Below are 19,258 nucleotides of genomic sequence, written 5' to 3'. Positions count from 1 at the left end.
GTGTGGGGCTGGGGGAAGTGCCGTGCTAGGCCGTGCAGAAGGAGGCGAGCAGCTCTGCGGGAGCGTCGGGCGGGCACGCGTCGAACGTGAAGATCACCAGGGTGCCGAGCACGACCACGACGGTGAACGCGAGGTAGAGCAGGCCCTTGAGGACGAGGCGCGTCATGTCCCGGGTGGCGTAGTCGTTGATGATGGTGCGCACGCCGTTGGTGCCGTGGATCATGGCGAGCCACAGCATGAGGAGGTCCCAGACCTGCCACATCGGGTTCGACCACTTGCCACCCACGAAGGCGAAGTCGATGGCGTGCACGCCCTCGCCGACCATCAGGTTCACGAACAGGTGGCCGAAGATGAGGACGAGCAGCACGACGCCCGACGCCCGCATGAAGATCCAGGAGTACAGCTCGTAGTTGCCGCGCGTCGTCTTGCGCCGGACGTACGGGGAGCGCGGGGAGTCGACCTTCGCCACCGCTGCGGTTCCGTGTGCCATCAGTGGCCACCTCCGAAGACGTTCATGAGGTGCCGCGGCAGGAAGCCCGCCATCGTCACGACGAAGAGACCGGCGACCACCCAGAGCATGACCTTCTGGTACTTGGGGCCCTTGGCCCAGAAGTCCACCAGGAGGATGCGGATGCCATTGAAGGCGTGGAAGACGATCGCGGCCACGAGGCCCGCCTCGCCCAGCCCCATGATCGGTGTCTGGTACGTGCCGATCGCTGCGTTGTACGCCTCGGGAGACACGCGCACCAGCGCGGTGTCGAGCACGTGCACGAGCAAGAAGAAGAAGATCAGCACGCCGGTCACGCGGTGCGCGACCCACGACCACATGCCTTCACGGCCGCGGTATAACGTGCCTGCTGGTGCGGTGGGCACTTCGGGAGCCTCCTATGGCTGTCCGGCTGGGGGTGGCTGGTCCCCACTGTAATGACAACTGGTCGCCTCGATCGCCGCCCGGCAGCCCTCACGGGCATCAAGACGCGGCATTTGTGACTGATCCCACAGGGGAGATGTCGTCGCTTCGGGCACCCGTCAGGTTGCTCGTGCGTTGCTGGCGGATCCGGCTCCCCACCCGACCGATCACCCTGTCGGGATCGGCGGGTTATCGCTGCGGGAACGTGGTCCGGATGACATCCTGCGGGGCATGACTTCGGCCGCCGCCCCATCGTCCCCGATCGAGGACTTCTTCGCAGTGGTTCCCGCCGGGGGGTCCGGCACGCGGCTCTGGCCGCTGTCCCGCGGCGGGGAGCCCAAGTTCCTGCACGACCTCGTCGGCTCGGGCGAGTCCCTGCTGCAGGCCACCGAACGCCGCCTGCGCCCCCTGGCCGGGCCGGACGGCGTCGTCCTGGTCACCGGCGAGCAGCACGTGGCCGCCTGCCGGGCGCAGCTCCCCGGCCTGTCCGAGGACGCCGTGCTCGCCGAGCCGTCGCCGCGTGAGTCGATGGCGGCGATCGGCCTGGCGGCCGCGGTGCTGGAGAAGCGGCACGGCGACGTCGTGATCGGGTCGTTCGCGGCGGACCACGTGATCCACGGGACGCGGGCTTTCGAGCTGGCGGTCCGGGAGGCGGTGGCCGCGGCGCGCGCCGGCTACGTGACGACGGTGGGGATCGCCGCGTCCCGGCCCTCGGTGGCGTTCGGGTACGTGCGTTCGGGCGAGCCGCTCGGGGTCGAGGGCGCCCCGCACACGCTGCACGTGCGCGGGTTCACGGAGAAGCCGGACGCCGCCACCGCCCGCGCCTACCTCGCCTCGGGCGAGTACCGGTGGAACGCGGGCATGTTCGTCGCGCGCACCTCCGTTCTGCTGGGGCACCTCGCCGAGCAGCGGCCCGCGCTGCACGACGCCCTGCGGCTCGTCGCCGACGCGTGGGACACCCCGCGGCGCGCCGCCGTCCTCGCCGAGGTCTGGCCCGGCCTCGAGAAGATCGCCATCGACCACGCGGTGGCCGAGCCCGTGGCTGAGGCGGGCGGCGTCGCCGTCGTGCCCGGGACGTTCGGCTGGGACGACGTCGGGGACTACAACTCGCTCGCGGTGCTCCTGCCGTCGGACGACGACAGGGGCGCCAAGGTACTCGGTGATCCCGCCGACGTGTTGCGCATCGACAGCGCCGGCTCGGTGGTGGTTCCGGCGTCGGGCCGGCTGGTGACGGTGCTGGGGCTGGACGACGTCGTCGTCGTCGACACGCCTGACGCGCTGCTCGTGACCACGCGCGCCCGCGCGCAGCAGGTGAAGGAGGTCGTCGCGGCCGTCCGCGACCGCGGCCGCGACGACCTCCTCTAACGAGTCCTTGGTTGTGGGCGTGATCGTTGCGCCTAAAGCGGGCGCATAGTCGCAACGATCCCGCCCACAACCAAGAGCGCGTGCGTCTTGACATGTCGGAGGCAGCGTCTCAGGGGTGTCCGTATGGTGGGACGTATCTTGCGCAACCGTGTCTCGCGGGGCGGACAGCGCTACCGTGGGTCACGTGAACCCGACCGAGCCACCCGTCAGTCTTGCCGATTTCGATCAGATCGTTTCGAACGGTCAGCTGCCGGTCGGCGACATGCCCGGAGGGAACGCGACGGACGTCGTCGCCGGCCTCGCCGCACGGGTCGGCGACCTGGCCGGGGGCCTCGACGCCGAGCTGATCGCGTTCCGCCGCGACGTGCACGCCCACCCGGAGCTCTCCCGCAAGGAGAAGCGCACCACGCAGGTCGTCGCCGACCGCCTGCGGGCCGCAGGGCTGGAGCCGCGCCTGCTGCCGATCGGCTCCGGCCTGGTCTGCGACATCGGTCCCGACCACGGGCCGGACGGCGAGGGCCGGGTCGGCCTGCGCGCCGACCTCGACGCCCTCCCGCTGCACGAGACCAGCGGCGTCGAGTACGCCTCGACCGAGCCCGGCGTGGCCCACGCCTGCGGGCACGACGTGCACACCACCGTCGTGCTGGGTGCGGGCCTGGTGCTCGCCCGGCTGCAGGAAGAGGGGCGGCTGCGACGCGGCGTCCGCCTGTTCTTCCAGCCCGCCGAGGAGGTGTTTCCCGGCGGCGCCGAGGACATCATCAACCGCACCTCCGAGCTTGACGGTGTCGACCGGATGGCGGCGCTGCACTGCGACCCGAAGTTCGACGTCGGGCACGTCGGCACCCGCATCGGGCCCATCACCTCGGCCAGCGACTCCGTGAGCGTGACGATCTCGTCGCCCGGCGGCCACACCTCCCGCCCGCACCTCACGGGCGACGTCGTGTTCGCGCTCGGCCAGGTCATCACGCAGACGCCGGCCGTGCTGGGCCGGCGGCTCGACCCGCGCTCCGGCGTCAACCTGACGTGGGGCGCCGTCCAGGCCGGCTCGACGCCGAACGCCATCCCGTCCACCGGCATCGTCAAGGGCACGCTGCGCTGCCTCGACGTGCGCGCCTGGGAGAAGGCGGGCGAGCTGGTCCGCGAGGCGGTGGAGGAGATCGTGTCCCCGTACGGCGTGGGGGTCTCGGTGACGGTGACGCACGGGGTGCCCCCGGTCGAGAACCAGACCGAGGCCACGTGCGACCTCGAGGACGCGATCCGCGACGCCGTCGGCCCCGATGCGGTGCAGCTGACCGAGCAGTCGATGGGCGGGGAGGACTTCGCCTGGTTCCTCCGCAAGGTGCCGGGCACGATGGCGCGGCTCGGCGTGCGTACGCCCGGCGGCCGCACCTATGACCTGCACCAGGGCGACCTCGTCGTGGACGAGCGGGCGATCGGCGTCGGCGTGCGGGCCCTTGCCCAGTTTGCGGCGCGCTGACCGCCAGATGTTCCTGCCGATGACGCTTCGGTAACGACTTACTCCGGTTACCGTCTCGAAACGCGAAATGCGGGATGCGCTGGCTACCCTCGGTGCGATATAGGGTCCCCAGACCCGTCTGGACCATCGAAGGAGCACCAGTGAAGAAGGCTGTTCGGCTCACCGCCCTTGCGGGAGCAGCGGCGCTCGCGCTCGCGGCATGCGGTGAGGCCCCCACCGAGTCCACCGGCGGCGAGACCGCGAGCGACTTCAAGCCCTGCATCGTGTCGGATGCCGGCGGCTTTGACGACAAGAGCTTCAACCAGCTCAGCTTCGAGGGCGCGACGGCTGCGGCCGACCAGCTCGGTACCGAGCTGGTCGACGTCCAGTCGACGTCGGAGAGCGACTACAAGGGCAACATCGAGTCGCTCGTCGGCGAGGGCTGCAACGCGATCGTGACCGTCGGCTTCGCGCTCTCGGCCGCCACCATCGAGTCGGCCACGGCCAACCCCGACATCGACTACATCCTCGTCGACGACGCTGCCGACGCGGACTTCGACGGCGAGGCCGACGCGGAGAACATCAAGCCGCTGCTGTACGACACCGCGCAGGCTGCGTTCCTCGCCGGCTATCTCGCCGCGGGCTACTCGGAGGCCGGCAAGGTCGGCACGTTCGGCGGCATGGACTTCCCGACCGTGACGATCTTCATGGACGGCTTCAAGCAGGGCGTCGACTACTACAACGAGACCAACGACGAGAACGTCGAGCTGGTCGGCTGGGACGGCAAGAAGGGCTCGTTCACGGGAGGCTTCGCAGCCGACCCCGCGGCCAAGCAGACTGCGGAGAACATCCTGGGCCAGGGCGTCGACGTGATCCTGCCGGTCGGCGGCCCGATCTACCAGTCGGCGATGGACGCGATCGCCGACTCGGGCGAGGACGTCGCCCTGATCGGCGTGGACGCCGACTTCTACGAGACGGACCCGACCACCCAGGACCTGGTGCTCACCTCCATCCTCAAGAAGATGGACGTCTCCACCGAGGAGGCCGTGCTCGCCTCCGGCAACGACGAGTTCGACCCGGCGCCGTACGTCGGCACCCTCGAGAACGGTGGCGTCGACCTCGCCCCGCTGCACAACTTCGAGGAAGACGTCGACCCGGCCCTCTGGGAAGAGGTCCAGACGCTCAAGCAGCAGATCATCGACGGCGAGGTCGAGGTGAAGTCCTACCTCGCCGAGTGACCAGCCTCTGACGGGCTGATCGGTCAGTGACCGAGACTTGACGCAAGATGGTCCCGGGGGGCACGGCTCACGCCGTGTGCCCCGGGACCTGTTATGAGCAGGACCTCCGTCAGGAAGGACAACCATGCGGCTCGAGCTGCGCGGTATCACCAAGCGCTTCGGCGCGCTCGTCGCGAACGACCACATCGACCTGGTCGTCCAGCCGGGCGAGATCCACTCGCTCCTGGGCGAGAACGGGGCGGGCAAGTCGACCCTCATGAACGTGCTCTACGGCCTGTACGACGCAGACGAGGGCGAGATCCTCCTGGACGACGTCGTCCAGGAGTTCGCCGGCCCCGGTGACGCGATGGCCGCCGGCATCGGCATGGTGCACCAGCACTTCATGCTCGTGCCGGTCTTCACCGTCGCGGAGAACGTCATGCTCGGCCACGAGCAGACCCGCGGCGGCGGGCGGCTCGACCTGGAGGCGGCCCGCGCGCAGGTGCACGAGATCTCCGCCCGGTTCGGGTTCCACGTGGATCCGGACGCCGTGGTCGAGGACCTGCCGGTCGGCGTCCAGCAGCGCGTCGAGATCATCAAGGCGCTCTCCCGGAACGCGGACGTGCTGGTCTTCGACGAGCCGACGGCGGTGCTCACCCCGCAGGAGACCGACGAGCTCATGGCGATCATGCGCCAGCTGCGCGACGAGGGCTCCGCGATCGTGTTCATCACCCACAAGCTGAGGGAGGTCCGCGAGGTGGCGGACCGCATCACCGTGATCCGGCACGGCAAGGTCGTGGGCGAGGCCCTGCCCACGGCGTCCGACGCCGAGCTCGCCTCGCTCATGGTGGGCCGTTCCGTGGAGCTGCGGGTGCACAAGGACGCACCCACGCTGCACGACAACGGCTTGAAGGTCCGCGACCTGGTGGTCACCAGCGAGTCCGGCACCGTCGTGGTGGACAACGTGACCTTCGAGGTGCGCGGCGGCGAGGTGCTCGTGATCGCGGGCGTGCAGGGCAACGGGCAGACGGAGCTCACCGAGGCGCTCCTCGGCCTGGAGCCCGACGTGTCCGGAAGCATCACGCTCGACGGCAAGGAGCTGGTCGGCCGCTCGGTGCGGCACATCCTCGACGAGGGCGTGGGCTTCGTGCCAGAGGACCGCACGCTCGACGGCCTGATCGGCGAGTTCACCATCGCCGAGAACCTGATGCTCGACCGCTCCGACGGCCCGCCCTTCGTCAAGGGCGGCGCCCTGCAGCTGGGTTACCGCGACCAGTTCGCCGAGGAAAAGGTGGCCGAGTTCGACGTCCGCACGCAGGGCATCACGACGCCGGTGGGACGCCTGTCGGGCGGTAACCAGCAGAAGGTCGTGCTCGCCCGCGAGCTGTCGCGCGACCTGCGCCTGTTCGTCGCGGCGCAGCCGACGCGCGGCGTGGACGTGGGCTCCATCGAGTTCATCCACAAACGCATCGTCGCCACGCGCGACGCCGGCGTGCCGGTGGTCGTGGTCTCCACCGAGCTGGACGAGGCGGTGGCCCTCGCCGACCGGATCATGGTGATGTACCGCGGCACGGTGGTCGGCGTCGTGCCCGCGGACACCCCGCGCGACGTGCTGGGCCTGATGATGGCGGGGATCTCCCCGGAAGAAGCGAAGGGAAGAGGTGAGGTCGCGTGAGCGCGCCGGAGTCCAACACGGCATCGAGCTCGGGGTCGGGCCCCGAGCAGGAGCCCGGGCTCGACCCCGGCACCGCCGAGGAGCTGGAACAAGAGCGGGCGCGTGAGGCCACCGGGCCGGTCGGCGACGCCGCCGTCGACACGGCCGGCCGGCTGGCCAAGGCCCTGCACCAGACCATGAGCAGCCCCTGGACCGTGTCCGTGGGCGCCGTGCTGCTCGCCATCGCCGCGGGCTCGATCATGATCGCCTTCACCAACGACGGGGTGCAGGAGGCCTCGGCGTACTTCTTCGCGCGGCCCCTCGACACCTTCGTCGCGCTGGGCCAGGCGATCGGCGGCGCGTACTCGGCGCTGTTCCGCGGCTCGGTGGTGAACCTGCAGGCCACGGACTTCGTCACCGCGATCCGCCCGCTCACGGAGACGCTGAGCTATGCGACCCCGCTCATCGCGGCGGGCCTCGGCGTGGCGCTCGCGTTCCGGGCCGGCCTGTTCAACATCGGTGGCCAGGGACAGATGCTGGTCGCCGCCGCGGCAGCCGGCTGGGTCGGCTTCGGCGTCAGCGGCGTGCCGTTCCCGCTGCACCTGCTGATGGCGCTCGTCGCAGGTATCGCGGCGGGTGCACTGTGGGCGGGGCTGGCGGGCCTGCTCAAGGCTCGCACCGGGGCGCACGAGGTGATCGTCACGATCATGCTGAACTACGTGGCGTTCTACCTGATCGCCTACCTCCTGGCGACGCCGGGCCTGCTGCAGGCGCCCGGATCGTCCAACCCGAAGACGCCGCCGACCCCCGAGTCGGCGCAGCTGCCGCCCCTGCTCGGGGACCGGTTCAACCTGACCTGGGGCTTCGTGCTGGCGCTGCTGGCCGTGGTCGGCGTGTGGTGGCTGCTCAACCGCTCATCGGCCGGCTTCTCGTTCCGTGCCGTGGGGGAGAACCCGCGCGCCGCGCGGGTGGCCGGCATCGACACGGGCCGCGCCACCGTGAGCTCGATGCTCGTCGCCGGTGGGCTCGTCGGCCTGGCCGGCGCGTCGCAGGTGCTGGGCGGTGTCACCACGGGCTTCAGCTCCGACATCGACGCGGGCATCGGGTTCGACGCGATCACCGTCGCCCTGCTCGGTGGCTCCAGCCCGTGGGGCGTGCTCGCGGCAGGCATCCTGTTCGGCGCGTTCAAGGCCGGCGGCACCACCATGCAGGCCGCCGAGGGCGTCCCGAGCGACATCGTGCTCGTGGTCCAGTCACTCATCGTGCTGTTCATCGCCGCGCCGCCGCTGATCCGGGCGATCTTCCGGCTGCCGGACCCCAACCGGCGTCGGGCACCCAAGAAGAAGCCGAAGGCGACCCGGAACCGGAAGGAGGCGGCCGCGTGAGCGCCGACCACATGACCACCCAGCTGGACGCGCCGCTCTCGGAGACGACGCGCACCGTGACCGTCGTGTCCTGGAAGACGGCGGGCGTGCTGCTCTCCGTGACCGTGCTGTACGCGCTGCTTCTCGTCGCGGTCCCGCACTCGGGCGATACGAGGTTCCTGCTGTCCCAGCGCAGCGACTTCTTCCAGATCCCGGTGATCGTGGTGCCCGCGGTGGCCTTCGCGTGGGTGTGCGGGGCGATCCTGCTCGCGGTGACGGCGGCCGTCGTCGTGCTCACGGCGCGCGGGACCAGGACGCCGCTGTGGCTGGTGTCCCTGTTCGTCCTGGCCGGTCTGACGGGCTTCCTGGCCTGGGCCGGGGCGGGCAGCCCGCGCGACCTGTCGATCGTAGGTCTGCTCGGCGGCGCCGTGCTCTGGTCCGTGCCGTTCGTGTACGGCGCGCTGGGCGGCGTGATCGGCGAGCGAGCGGGCGTGGTCAACATCGCCATCGAGGCGCAGCTGCTCGGCGCCGCGTTCACCGCGGCGGTCGTCTCCTCGATCACAGGTAGCGCCCTGGCCGGCCTGGTCGCCGCCGTTGTCGCGGGTGCCCTCGTGTCGCTCGTGCTCGGCCTGTTCGCGATCACGTACCACGTGAACCAGGTGATCGTCGGTGTGGTGCTGAACGTGCTGGTCGTCGGCCTGACGAGCTTCCTGTACTCACAGGTGCTGGTGCCCGCCGCGGAGACGCTGAACTCGACCACCCGGTTCTCGGCGATCCCGATCCCGATCCTGTCCGACATCCCTGTGCTCGGCCCCGTGCTGTTCCGGCAGCCGGCGCTGATCTACCTGATGTTCATCGCCGTGCCCGCCGTCTGGTACGCGCTCAACCGGACCAAATGGGGCCTGCGGCTACGTGCCGTGGGCGAGCACCCGAAGGCCGCCGACACCGTCGGCATCGACGTGGTGCGCACCCGCTACAACGCCGTGCTCGTCGCGGGCGCCGTGGCCGGGCTGGGCGGCGCGTTCTACACCACGGTCCAGCTGAGCCAGTTCGGCGAGAACATGACCGGGGGCGCCGGCTACATCGCGCTGGCCGCCGTCATCTTCGGCAAGTGGGACCCGATCCGGGCCGCGTTCGCGGGCCTGCTGTTCGGCTTCGCGTCGAACCTGCAGAACGTGCTGTCCGTGGTCGGCTCGCCCGTCCCGAGCCAGTTCATGCTCATGATCCCGTACGTGGTCACGCTGCTCGCCGTCGCGGGCCTGGTGGGGCGCTCGCGCCCGCCGGCCGCCTCGGGCGAGCCGTACATCAAGGGTTGAGGAGGCCGGACGTGGACGCTGCGGATCCCGCGGGCGCGGTGGACTGGGCGGGCCTGCGGGCGGCGGCCCGGGACGCGGTCGACCAGGCGTACGCGCCGTACTCCGACTTCAAGGTCGGTGCGGCGGCCTTCGCCGACGACGGCCGCCTGCTCACCGGCGCGAACATCGAGAACGCCGCCTACGGCGTCACCCTTTGTGCGGAGTGCTCGCTGGTCAGCGCGCTGGTGATGTCGGGCGGCGGGCGGTTCGCCGCCTTCACCTGCGTGAACGCGCTCGGCGAGACGATCATGCCGTGCGGCCGCTGCCGCCAGATCCTCTGGGAGCACGGCGGGCCCGAGCTGCTGGTCGACACCCCGATCGGCGTCGTCCCGATGACCGAAGTACTGCCGCAGGCCTTCGGGCCGGGCGACCTGGACCACGTGCGGGAGGCACAGCGATGACCGAGCCCTTCGACGCCGTCGACATCATCCGGACCAAGCGCGACAACGCGGAGTCCCTGACCGACGCGCAGATCGACTGGCTCGTCGACGCCTACACGCGTGGTGTGGTGGCCGACGAGCAGATGTCCGCGATGACCATGGCGATCCTGCTCAACGGCATGTCCCGCGCGGAGATCTCGCGGTGGACCCACGCGATGATCGAGTCCGGCGAGCGCATGTCGTTCGCTCGCCTCTCCCGGCCGACGGCGGACAAGCACTCCACCGGCGGTGTCGGCGACAAGATCACCCTGCCCCTGGCGCCCCTGGTGGCGGCGTTCGACGTCGCCGTGCCGCAGCTGTCGGGCCGCGGCCTGGGCCACACGGGCGGCACGCTCGACAAGCTGGAGTCCATCCCCGGCTGGCGGGCCTCGCTGTCGAACGACGAGATGATGGCGCAGCTGGACTCCGTCGGCGCCGTCATCTGCGCCGCCGGCGCGGGCCTCGCCCCGGCCGACCGCAAGCTGTACGCCCTGCGCGACGTCACGGGCACCGTCGAGGCGATCCCGCTCATCGCCAGCTCGATCATGTCCAAGAAGATCGCCGAGGGCACCGGCGCCCTCGTGCTCGACGTGAAGGTCGGCTCCGGCGCCTTCATGAAGACCCTGGACAGCGCGCGCGAGCTCGCCCGCACCATGGTGGACCTCGGGACCGATGCCGGTGTCCGCACCGTCGCCCTGGTCACCGACATGTCGGTGCCGCTCGGGCGCACCGCCGGCAACGCCCTCGAGGTGCGCGAGTCCCTGGAGGTGCTCGCGGGTGGCGGGCCGTCCGACGTCGTCGACCTCACCGTGGCGCTCGCGATGGAGATGCTGACCGCCGCGGACCGCCCCGCCTCCGAGGCGGACGTGCGCGAGGCCCTGGCCGACGGCCGGGCCATGGACAAGTGGCGCGCGATGATCGCGGCGCAGGGCGGCGACGTCGACGCGCCTCTACCGGTCGCGAAGGAGACCGAGACGGTCGTCGCGGCGGAGTCCGGCGTGCTGGCCTCGCTCGACGCCTACGCGGTGGGGGTCGCCGTCCACCGCCTGGGCGCCGGCCGGGTACGCAAGGAGGACGCCGTCCAGGCGGCGGCCGGCATCGAGATTCACGTGAAACCGGGCGAGCCGGTGGTTGCCGGGCAGCCGCTGTTCACCCTGCACACCGATACCCCGGAGCGGTTCGGCCGGGCGCGCGAGGCGCTGAAGGGCGGCTGGACGGTGGAGCCGGAGGGTGCGAGGGCCGGCGTGCTCGGCAGCGGGCTGGCCGGCATGGCCGGCTCGGTGCCGACCATGGACGTGGGTGCGGGCGCCCTCGTCGGAGCCGCACTGGCGGCGGACGGGTCGGTGGTGCTGGACCGGATCGGCTGACCCGGGCGGGGCGGGCCGTCGGCCGGCGCCCGCCCGGGTCACCCGCGTCCGTCAGCGTGGCGGACCGGCGAGTCGCTCCGGCCCGGCTTAGCCTGACGAAATGTCGTCGACATTGCGCCTTTCGTCCCTGCTCGGCGCTATGCGTGCTTTCCGGGGTCCGGTGCCGGACCCGCCACCCCAGGGCCGGTTCGAACGACCACTCGTGCCCGACGACGTCGACCGGCACCTCGAGTCGGTGACCACGCGCGCCCGGCGGTCCGTGCTGGACCCGCTGGCCCGCGAGCGGGGCACCGGCACCGTGGGTTTCCCGCGGCGGCTGAACCTGCCGTCGCTCGACGGCACGATCGCCGCCGCGGTGCAGGTGGACGAGACCACGTGCGGGTCGGCGGTGCTGGCGATGCTCGGGCTGGCCGGTGACCCCCGGGCGGCGCTGCGGCTCGCGAGCGAGGACCCGGCGGGGCGGTTCGTGCGGCTGCAGCACGCCATCCACGCGGCGACCAACCGGCGTGGGCTCGTGGTGGCGGGCTGGCCGCGCACGTACGGCACCCCGCCGTGGGGCGCCGCGCGGTTCGCGAGCTACGGCGGCGTCCGCTACACCCACCGGGTCGCCGGGACCCGCGCCCTGCTGGAGGCCGCGGTGGCGAGCGCCCGCGCGGGCATCCCGGTACCCCTGTACACGGGCGGCGACGTCACGGGCGGCTGGGACTCCGCCGTCCCGCGCCACGTGGTGCTGCTCACCCTGGCCGACGGCGAGGGGAGCGAGGGCAGCGCCGTCCTGTACGAGCCGTCGGGCGCGGGGCTGCACACGGTCCCGGTGGCCGCACTGCTCGACCCGCCGCCCGTGCCGTCCGGCGGGTCGGAGACGTCGCAGTCCACCGCGGACCGCACCGCCGCGCGCGTCCGCAAGGCGCTGACGGCGGCGCTCGGCGGCTGGCCGCACATCGCCTGGGTGCTGCTGCCCGAACGCGCCGGGCAGTGGCAAGCGGACCGTACGCGGGAGACGATGGAAGCCCGCTGACGAGGAGGTTCTCATGAGCACGCTCCCTGGTCGCGACTCGTGGCGCGACGCCGGCCTGGAACCTTCCGAGGATGCCGAGGTCGACACGAGGCACGAGCCCGACGAGTACGTTCCGCCTCCCGAGGTCGACCCCACGCACGAGCCCGACGAGTACGTCCCGGACACGCCGCGCCCCGATACCGACGGCTCGGCCAACGAGGCGGACGTCGTCGAGCAGGCCCTCGACGTCCCCGTGCAGGAGGACGAGGAGAGCGGTCCAGAGGCCGTCGGGGGCACCGGCTGACGGCCGGTTGTCGGTGCCTGGCGGTAGGTTGTGAGCATGACCACGCAAGACCCCGGGGCACGCCCCGGCGAGGCGCTGATCCGCGCCCTGCCCAAGGTAGTGCTGCACGACCACCTCGACGGGGGCGTGCGCCCGCAGACCGTCCTCGAGCTCGCGGACGCGGCCGGCCACGAGCTGCCCGCCGCCGACGCCGAGTCGCTCGCGGCCTGGTTCCGCGACGCCGCCGACTCCGGCTCGCTCGTCCGGTACATCGAGACCTTCCAGCACACGATCGCCGTCATGCAGACGGCCGACAACCTGGCCCGCATCGCCCGGGAGGCCGTACTGGACCTCGCGGCAGACGGCATCGTCTACGCCGAGCAGCGCTGGGCGCCCGAGCAGCACCAGGACGGCGGGCTCTCGCTGCCCGCGGCCGTCGAGGCCGTGCAGGCCGGGATCGACGACGGCATCGCCGCCGCTGCGGCCGACGGTCACATCATCCGGGTGGGCCAGCTCGTGGGCGCCATGCGGCAGGGGGACCGCTGGCAGGAGATCGCGGAGCTGGCCGTCGCCTACCGGGACCGTGGTGTGGTCGGGTTCGACATCGCGGGACCCGAGGCCGGGTTCCTGCCGTCGCGCCACCTCCCGGTGTGGCGCTACCTCGCCGAGTACGAACTGCCGGTCACGATCCACGCGGGCGAGGCCGCGGGCCTCGACTCCATCGCGCAGGCCGTGCACCTGGGGCAGGCGGACCGCCTGGGCCACGGCGCCCGGATCATCGAGGACATCGCCTTCGTGGTCGACGGCGACCCCGCCGCCGAGGGGCTCTCGGGCGACGGCCGGGGCGGCGCCGCCGACCTGGGGCGCCTCGCGCACTGGGTGCGCGACCACCAGATCCCGCTCGAGCTGTGCCCCGTCTCGAACCTGCAGACGGGGACCGCCGAGTCGATAGCGAAGCACCCGATCACCCGCCTCAAGGAGCTGGACTTCGCCGTCACGCTCAACACGGACAACCGCCTGATGTCTCGTACGTCGATGACGCACGAGATGAAGCTGCTCGTCGACGAGGCCGGATGGACGCTCGACGACCTCGTCGACGTGACCGTCACCGCCGCCTGGGGTGCGTTCATGCACCACGACGAGCGACGTGACCTCGTGGAGCAGGTACTCGTGCCCGGATTCCAGAAAGTCGAAGGTGCCCTCGTATGACCGCTCAGCCTGACGCGACCCAGCCCCCGCGGCCGCCGCACGACAAGGCGGCGCTCGCCGCGTTCGTGGACCACACGCTGCTCAAGCCGGAGGCGACGGCGGCCGACGTCGCCGTGCTCGTCGAGGAGGGTGTGGCGCTCGGGGTCTTCTCGGTCTGCGTGTCCCCCTCGTTCGTCTCGCTCGCGGTCGAGATGGCGGCCGGGCGGCTCGCCGTCGCGACGGTGTGCGGGTTCCCCTCGGGCAAGCACATGAGTGACGTGAAGGCCTTCGAGGCGGCCCGCTCGGTGGCCGACGACGCGGACGAGGTCGACATGGTGATCGACGTCGGGACCGCGCGCGCGGGCCGGTTCGACGCCGTGCAGGCGGACATCGCGGCCGTCCGCGCCGCCGTGCCGGCCGACCGGGTGCTCAAGGTGATCATCGAGTCGGCGGCGCTGACGGACGAGCAGATCATCGGCGCGTGCCGGGCGGCGGAGGCCGCGGGTGCCGACTTCGTGAAGACGTCCACGGGCTTCCACCCGGCCGGCGGCGCCTCGGTGCACGCCGTGTCGCTGATGGCGCGGACCGTCGGCGTCGCGGGCGGCGGCAAGCTCGGGGTGAAGGCCTCGGGCGGCATCCGGGACTTCGACTCCGCGCTCGAGATGATCGGGGCGGGCGCGACACGCCTGGGCCTGTCGGGCACGGCGGCGGTCCTGTCGGGCTTCGACAGGGACACCCCGGCGCCCGCCTCCACCGACACCTACTGACCCCTCTCGCCGAGGTAGAACCAGGGCGAGGTAGAACCGTGGCGAAGTAGAACCAGGGCGAGGTAGAACTGCAGCCCGGCTGCGGTTCTACCTCGCCAGGGCCCTACCTCGCTGCAGTTCTACCTCGGCGGGTGGCGAGCCAGGTTTCTGTGGTCGTCCAGTGCTCCTTCAGGAGCACGTACCGGTCGTCGTGCCACGGCTTGACCGGGCCAGCCCAGTGGATCAGTCCCGGCTCGGCGACGATCTCCTGCGTGGGCCACGCGTTCCACCGCGGGTCCAGGGGCCGGTAGCGCGACCCGGCGTACGCGTTGAGCACGTCCTGGTCGTTCAGCCCGTACCGCTCGGCGTACGGCACGTACTCGTAGGTGAACCGGTCGGCGCGCATGACTGCCAGGTCGAGCAGCAGGATGCCCGCGTTGAAGCCCTGGTACCCGTACCGGTGCCGCTGCGTCATGGCCCGGACCAGGTCCCGCGCGGCCTCCGGGGCGTGCCCCAGCAGCCGGGTCGACCGGATGACGTTCCCGATGCCGTGCCGGTAGTTGTACGAGACCGACGGGCGGGCCGCCAGTGGCGCGCCACCGAGGTCGGCGTCGTACAGCTCGGCGAGGTCCACCACGGACAGTGCGTCCAGGTCGTGGTAGAGCACGCGGTCGAGGTGGGGCAGCAGCTCGGGCAGCAGCAGGCGGTCCATCGTCGCGACGGTGATGTGCTTGAGCATGCCGAGCACCGTCCCGTAGTCGATGCCGTCGCATGCGTACCACTCGAACGTGACCTCGGGGAACAGCCCGGCGAGCCGGTCGTGGTCAGCGGGCGTGTGGTCGCGCGTGAGGGCGATGACCCGCACAGGCCGCTCCGTGTGCCGCACCACCCCGGCGACGACCACCTCCATCTGGGAGCGCAGGTTCCCGTCGAGGGCCACGGCGACGTTGAGCGGCCTCGTAGGCCCGCCGGTCGCGTGCACGGCGCGCGGCTCGGCGGCCTGCACCACGACCCGCGTGGCGCGCACGCCGGCCACGACGTCGGCCACTGAGCAGGTGCCCGACGGCGCGGGCACCGGCGCGTCGTGCACCGCCAGCGCCCGCTCCACCTCGTCGGCCACCGTCGCGCGCCAGGTCGCGTAGACCTCGTCGCGGGAGGCCCCGGCGAGGATCTTGGCCATGGCCGGCGCGACGGCGGCCCGGATCCGCTCCTGCATGGCCCGGCGACCCGCCTCGTCGGCGTCGAGCAGGCCGGCGAACCGGATGTCGGCGTCGTTCCGGGGCTGGAAGTCGACGTCCGCCCCGATGGACCATGACGGCAGGAACGCGTGCAGGCGCGAGGTGACCACGCGGGAGAACCGGGTCCGGTAGGCGTCGAGCAGGTCGACGGCGGTGTGCAGGTTCTGGCCGAACTCGTTGCGCCGCACCGAGGGGTGCAGGTGGGTGACGAGCTCGCTGCCGGCGTCGTGCTCGGGGACGGGCGTGTCCACGTACACGGCGGGAGAATCGGCCGGTGCTGGCACGAAGCCCGCCGGGAACACCGTGTCGATGGTGGTGGTCAGGCAGCCGCTGAAGAACGCGGGGACGCCTGCGTTGAGCAGCAGGTGCACGGTGGTCCAGTCGCGGCAGCCGATGGGCCCGTGGGCTTTGAGGTAGTCGACGGCAGTGGGCGTCAGGATCGCGTGCTTGTTGACGTGGAACGACACGAACAGCGGCTGCAGGTTCTCGTGGAACGGGAAGTCGAAGCGCAGGTCGAACTGGCTGTGCATGTACCAGCCGAACGCGAGCATCCACGTGTTCTCCGGCACCGCGTCCAGCCGCGACATGTCGCGCTGCACCAGGGTCAGCTGTACGTCGGCGCCCGGCCCGGGCACCACATGCTCAGGCCGCACCCGGCCGGCGAGGAACCGCACGGGCTCGGCGACGGCGTCGGCGCCGTGCAGGCGCAGGCCCTCGTGCCGCAGCAGGTGACCCAGGCTCGCGATGGTCTGCACGGTGTCGCCGATGTTGCTGGACGCGACGTTCTCGTCCGGCGCCTTGTAGTCGATGACGGCGAACGACACGTGCCCCGTCGGCACCCGCGCCGGCGCGGCGGGCCGCAGGGCCTTGTCGATCCACGGGGCCAGGTGGTCGATCGACGCCTGGACCTGATCGGTCAGGTCGGTACCGTGCCGCGCTGCGTCGAGCGCCTCGGCGGCCGACTCGGGCTCGTCCGCGATGAACAGGAGCTTCGCGATCTCCAGCAGCACCGCGGCGTCGGCCACGAACCCGTGCCGCACCCAGGTGGCCGCCGTCCGGGCGACGTCGGGGTTGGCCATGGCGATGCCCGCCCGGAGGTACTCGGCGGGGGCGAGCCGCGCGGCGTCGTCGGGCCCGAGCTGGCGCAGCAGGTCCCACGCCAGCTCGCGCAGGCCGACCCGCTGCGCGATCAGCGCTGCCCCGGCAACCCCGGCGCGGCGCGTGTCGGGCTGGGCCATCAGCGAGTGGCACAGCGACCGCCACTGGGCGGTGTCCAGGCTGCGCGTGGTGCGGATGGACGTGGTGACCGCCTCGTCGATGGGCAGTCCACGACGGAGAGCGGCGGTGAGCACCGCATCGCCCGACGGCGGCTCGGGTCGTTCCTGGAAGGGGCGGTCCGCGGCGCGGTCGGGGGCGGACCACACCTCGCGCGGCTGACGGTTCGCCTCCTTGGCGGCCGCCCAGGTCTCCTGGTCGGGCAGCGGCAGGGGGCGGGCATCGGGTATCGGGTCGGGCCGATCGGGATGCGGGTTGTGGAGGGGAATCGCGGCGGCGTCCAGCAGCGCCTCGGCGATCATCTCGTCAGCGGACGGGACCTGGTGCGCAGTCTCACCGGACGCGGCGAGACGGCGGCTTGCAGGGGACATGAAGGCTCCTCGTGGGGTCGACAGGTAAGGCGGATACCGTCGTCCCAGCGAGCATCCGAGCGTGCGCGAGCAGCCGACGGTGGCCAGAGCGTAGTGCCCCTGGGTTACGGCCCGGCGACGCCTCGGTAGGCTCCCGGACATGTCTGCGCAACAACCTGCTGACCAGGGCTTTTCGCCGTCACTGCCGACCGAGCCGGGCACGCCGGTGCGGGTGCGCTTTCGCAAGTGGGACGGCACCCCGCACTGGGTCCTGGACGGTGCATATCTGGGCTCGGACGAGCACGGCGCGTGGCTGGGCTACCCGACCGGGACGCTCCACTCGCGGCCTGGGCTGCGCTACCACGCGAAGTCGCCGGGAGTGGTGCTCGTCGGCGACTTCGGCTGGGTCCCGTCGTTCAACGGGCACCCCCACGACACCGCCGTGTACATCGACCTCGCCACCGTGCCGGAGTGGCGGTACGACGGCGGGCGAGCAGGTCGCGCGCCGGCCTGGGAGGCGACGAGCGTCGACATGGACCTCGACGTCATCGCGATGAAGGACGGGCACGTGGACGGCAAGAGAGGCGAGCAGTACTCCATCGACGACGAGGACGAGTTCGCCGAGCACACCGTGAAGTACGGGTACCCGGCGGACGTCGTGGCCCGCGTCCGCGCGGACGCCGACGCCCTGCTCGCCGCAGTCCGAGCCGGGGAGCCGCCCTACGACGGCGCGACCGCCCAGCGCTGGTTCGCGGTGCTCGACGCACTCTGAGCTCTCAGCTCAGTGCGCCGAGCTCAGTGCGCGCTGAGCACCAGGTCGTCCTGCTCCACCGCGGCTCGCCACTCGGCCTTCTCGGCGCGCCACCGCTCGTCGTCGCGGCCGAGCCGCCAGTAGCCCGACGCCGACAGCAGCTCGCGCGGCACGCCCAGCGTCCCGCGTGCCCAGCGGCGCAGGTCGCGCACGCAGCCGGCCTCGCCGTGCAGGAACGTGTGGGGCACGCCGTCCGGCAGCTCGGCGGCCTGCACGACGTCGGCCAGGCTCGCTCCCGTGGACCGGTGCACCCAGGTGAGGCGCAGGTCCGCGGCGCTCGCGATCTCCTGCTCCTCGGACGTGTCGGCCACCTCGATGAAGACGTGCGCCACGACGTCGTCGGGCAGAGCCTCGCAGGCGGCGGCGATGGCCGGCAGGGCGGACTCGTCGCCGGCCAGGAGGTGCCACGGGGCGTCGGGGGAGGGCGCGTAGTCGCCGCCCGGGCCCACGAAGGAGACCTCCTCACCGGGCTGGACGCGCTGGGCCCAGGGGCCGCCGTAGCCCACGTCGCCGTGCGTGACGATGTCGATGTCCCAGCTGGACTCGGCGACGTTGCGGATCGTGTAGGTGCGGAGGACGGGACGGCCCTCGGGCTCGGGGGACTCGGCCATCACGAGCTTGATGTAGCGGTCCGTCTGCGGGGTGGGGTCGACGTCGGCCAGGGCCTGGCCGCCGAGCGTCACCCGGATCATGTGCGGCGTGAGGTGCCGGACAGCGGTCACGGTCGCCGTCGTGCGGACCGCCTTGCGGGGCTTGCCGGTCGGTGCGTTCGTGGTCTGCGACATGGTGAGGTAAGCCTAACCTCGTGAGCGGGCGAGCGCCGGTGTGGCGTGCGTCACGGATGAAAGGCCCTGGTCGGCACCCGGACGCCGGGGCGGCGGCGCGCGGCGCTTTAGCATGGGTCCGTCATCGACCTTTCCTGTCAGGAGTCCCGTCGTGAAGATCGCTGTTGCCGGTACGGGGTATGTCGGCCTGTCCAATGCGGTGCTGCTCGCGCAGCATCACGAGGTGTGGGCGCTGGACATCGACCCCGTCAAGGTCGATCTCGTGAACAAGGGCAGTTCCCCGATCGCGGACCCCGAGCTCGAGGAGTACCTGCGGGACAGGCCGCTGGACCTGACCGCCACGCTCGACAAGGACGCGGCGTACGCGGGTGTCGGTCTGGTGGTCGTCGCGACCCCGACGAACTACGACGAGGTCACCAACTTCTTCGACACGTCGTCGGTCGAGTCCGTGATCGATGACGTCCTGGCCTGGGCCCCC

General features: G+C 71.7%; 17 protein-coding genes and 1 pseudogene. 14 read left to right on the top strand and 4 right to left on the bottom strand.

What is annotated here, in order from left to right:
* Nucleotides 1-25: 25 nt before the first annotated feature.
* Both sdhD and sdhC read right to left on the bottom strand, forming a co-directional pair.
* Nucleotides 26-490: a succinate dehydrogenase, hydrophobic membrane anchor protein gene (sdhD, locus tag EW117_RS07980; RefSeq protein ID WP_129785471.1), complete on the bottom strand. Its 465-nt coding sequence runs from the start codon at nucleotides 488-490 to the stop codon at nucleotides 26-28.
* A complete protein-coding gene (gene sdhC, locus EW117_RS07975; protein WP_129785469.1) occupies nucleotides 490-873 on the bottom strand; it encodes a succinate dehydrogenase, cytochrome b556 subunit in 384 nt (127 codons plus the stop codon). Before sdhC ends, sdhD begins: the two co-directional genes overlap by 1 nt.
* A 268-nt stretch (nucleotides 874-1,141) precedes the next feature.
* On the opposite strand from sdhC, the gene EW117_RS07970 reads away from it, so the two are divergent.
* From EW117_RS07970 to deoC, 12 genes are all read left to right on the top strand, one after another.
* Nucleotides 1,142-2,275 (top strand): mannose-1-phosphate guanylyltransferase, encoded by a 1,134-nt coding sequence (locus EW117_RS07970; RefSeq protein ID WP_129785467.1) that lies wholly within the window; start codon nucleotides 1,142-1,144, stop codon nucleotides 2,273-2,275.
* A gap of 262 nt (nucleotides 2,276-2,537) precedes the next feature.
* A complete protein-coding gene (locus EW117_RS07965) occupies nucleotides 2,538-3,752 on the top strand; it encodes an amidohydrolase (protein WP_242504155.1) in 1,215 nt (404 codons plus the stop codon).
* A 140-nt stretch (nucleotides 3,753-3,892) separates the two neighbouring features.
* Nucleotides 3,893-4,969: a BMP family lipoprotein gene (locus EW117_RS07960; protein WP_129785465.1), complete on the top strand. Its 1,077-nt coding sequence runs from the start codon at nucleotides 3,893-3,895 to the stop codon at nucleotides 4,967-4,969.
* 124 nt (nucleotides 4,970-5,093) lie between these two features.
* Nucleotides 5,094-6,623 (top strand): ABC transporter ATP-binding protein, encoded by a 1,530-nt coding sequence (locus EW117_RS07955; RefSeq protein ID WP_129785463.1) that lies wholly within the window; start codon nucleotides 5,094-5,096, stop codon nucleotides 6,621-6,623.
* Nucleotides 6,620-7,987, top strand: a complete 1,368-nt coding sequence (locus EW117_RS07950; RefSeq protein WP_129785461.1) for an ABC transporter permease — start codon at nucleotides 6,620-6,622, stop codon at nucleotides 7,985-7,987. Before EW117_RS07955 ends, EW117_RS07950 begins: the two co-directional genes overlap by 4 nt.
* Before the next feature lie 11 nt (nucleotides 7,988-7,998).
* Nucleotides 7,999-9,282, top strand: coding sequence for an ABC transporter permease (locus EW117_RS07945; RefSeq protein WP_129785865.1), 1,284 nt, complete (start codon nucleotides 7,999-8,001; stop codon nucleotides 9,280-9,282).
* A gap of 11 nt (nucleotides 9,283-9,293) precedes the next feature.
* Nucleotides 9,294-9,722, top strand: a complete 429-nt coding sequence (locus tag EW117_RS07940) for a cytidine deaminase (protein ID WP_165362575.1) — start codon at nucleotides 9,294-9,296, stop codon at nucleotides 9,720-9,722.
* Nucleotides 9,719-11,107, top strand: a complete 1,389-nt coding sequence (locus EW117_RS07935; protein WP_129785457.1) for a thymidine phosphorylase — start codon at nucleotides 9,719-9,721, stop codon at nucleotides 11,105-11,107. Before EW117_RS07940 ends, EW117_RS07935 begins: the two co-directional genes overlap by 4 nt.
* Before the next feature lie 202 nt (nucleotides 11,108-11,309).
* Nucleotides 11,310-12,125 (top strand): hypothetical protein, encoded by an 816-nt coding sequence (locus tag EW117_RS07930; protein ID WP_129785455.1) that lies wholly within the window; start codon nucleotides 11,310-11,312, stop codon nucleotides 12,123-12,125.
* 13 nt (nucleotides 12,126-12,138) lie between these two features.
* Nucleotides 12,139-12,408: a hypothetical protein gene (locus EW117_RS07925; protein ID WP_129785452.1), complete on the top strand. Its 270-nt coding sequence runs from the start codon at nucleotides 12,139-12,141 to the stop codon at nucleotides 12,406-12,408.
* A gap of 36 nt (nucleotides 12,409-12,444) precedes the next feature.
* Entirely contained in the window at nucleotides 12,445-13,596 is a 1,152-nt protein-coding gene (locus EW117_RS07920) for an adenosine deaminase (protein WP_129785450.1), read from the top strand.
* The gene (deoC, locus tag EW117_RS07915) at nucleotides 13,593-14,342 is read left to right on the top strand and encodes a deoxyribose-phosphate aldolase (RefSeq protein ID WP_129785448.1); all 750 of its coding nucleotides are present in this window, start codon (nucleotides 13,593-13,595) and stop codon (nucleotides 14,340-14,342) included. The genes EW117_RS07920 and deoC overlap by 4 nt, the downstream gene beginning before the upstream one ends.
* A 103-nt stretch (nucleotides 14,343-14,445) precedes the next feature.
* Here the strand turns inward: deoC and EW117_RS07910 are convergent, their stop codons facing one another.
* The gene (locus tag EW117_RS07910; RefSeq protein ID WP_129785446.1) at nucleotides 14,446-17,205 is read right to left on the bottom strand and encodes a glycosyltransferase; all 2,760 of its coding nucleotides are present in this window, start codon (nucleotides 17,203-17,205) and stop codon (nucleotides 14,446-14,448) included.
* Between the two features lie 139 nt (nucleotides 17,206-17,344).
* On the opposite strand from EW117_RS07910, the gene EW117_RS07905 reads away from it, so the two are divergent.
* Nucleotides 17,345-17,956, top strand: coding sequence for a DUF402 domain-containing protein (locus tag EW117_RS07905; RefSeq protein WP_129785444.1), 612 nt, complete (start codon nucleotides 17,345-17,347; stop codon nucleotides 17,954-17,956).
* Between the two features lie 23 nt (nucleotides 17,957-17,979).
* On the opposite strand, the gene EW117_RS07900 is transcribed toward EW117_RS07905, so the two are convergent.
* A complete protein-coding gene (locus EW117_RS07900) occupies nucleotides 17,980-18,780 on the bottom strand; it encodes a siderophore-interacting protein (protein WP_242504153.1) in 801 nt (266 codons plus the stop codon).
* A 151-nt stretch (nucleotides 18,781-18,931) separates the two neighbouring features.
* Between EW117_RS07900 and EW117_RS07895 the strand changes: the two are divergent.
* Nucleotides 18,932-19,258 (top strand): annotated as a pseudogene (locus EW117_RS07895) (UDP-glucose 6-dehydrogenase); the annotation flags it as partial.

This window comes from Promicromonospora panici, assembly GCF_900608595.1.
Taxonomy (GTDB): domain Bacteria; phylum Actinomycetota; class Actinomycetes; order Actinomycetales; family Cellulomonadaceae; genus Promicromonospora; species Promicromonospora panici.
The sequence above is the reverse complement of the archived record's forward strand: the minus strand, read 5'-3'. Positions and strand labels throughout refer to the sequence as shown.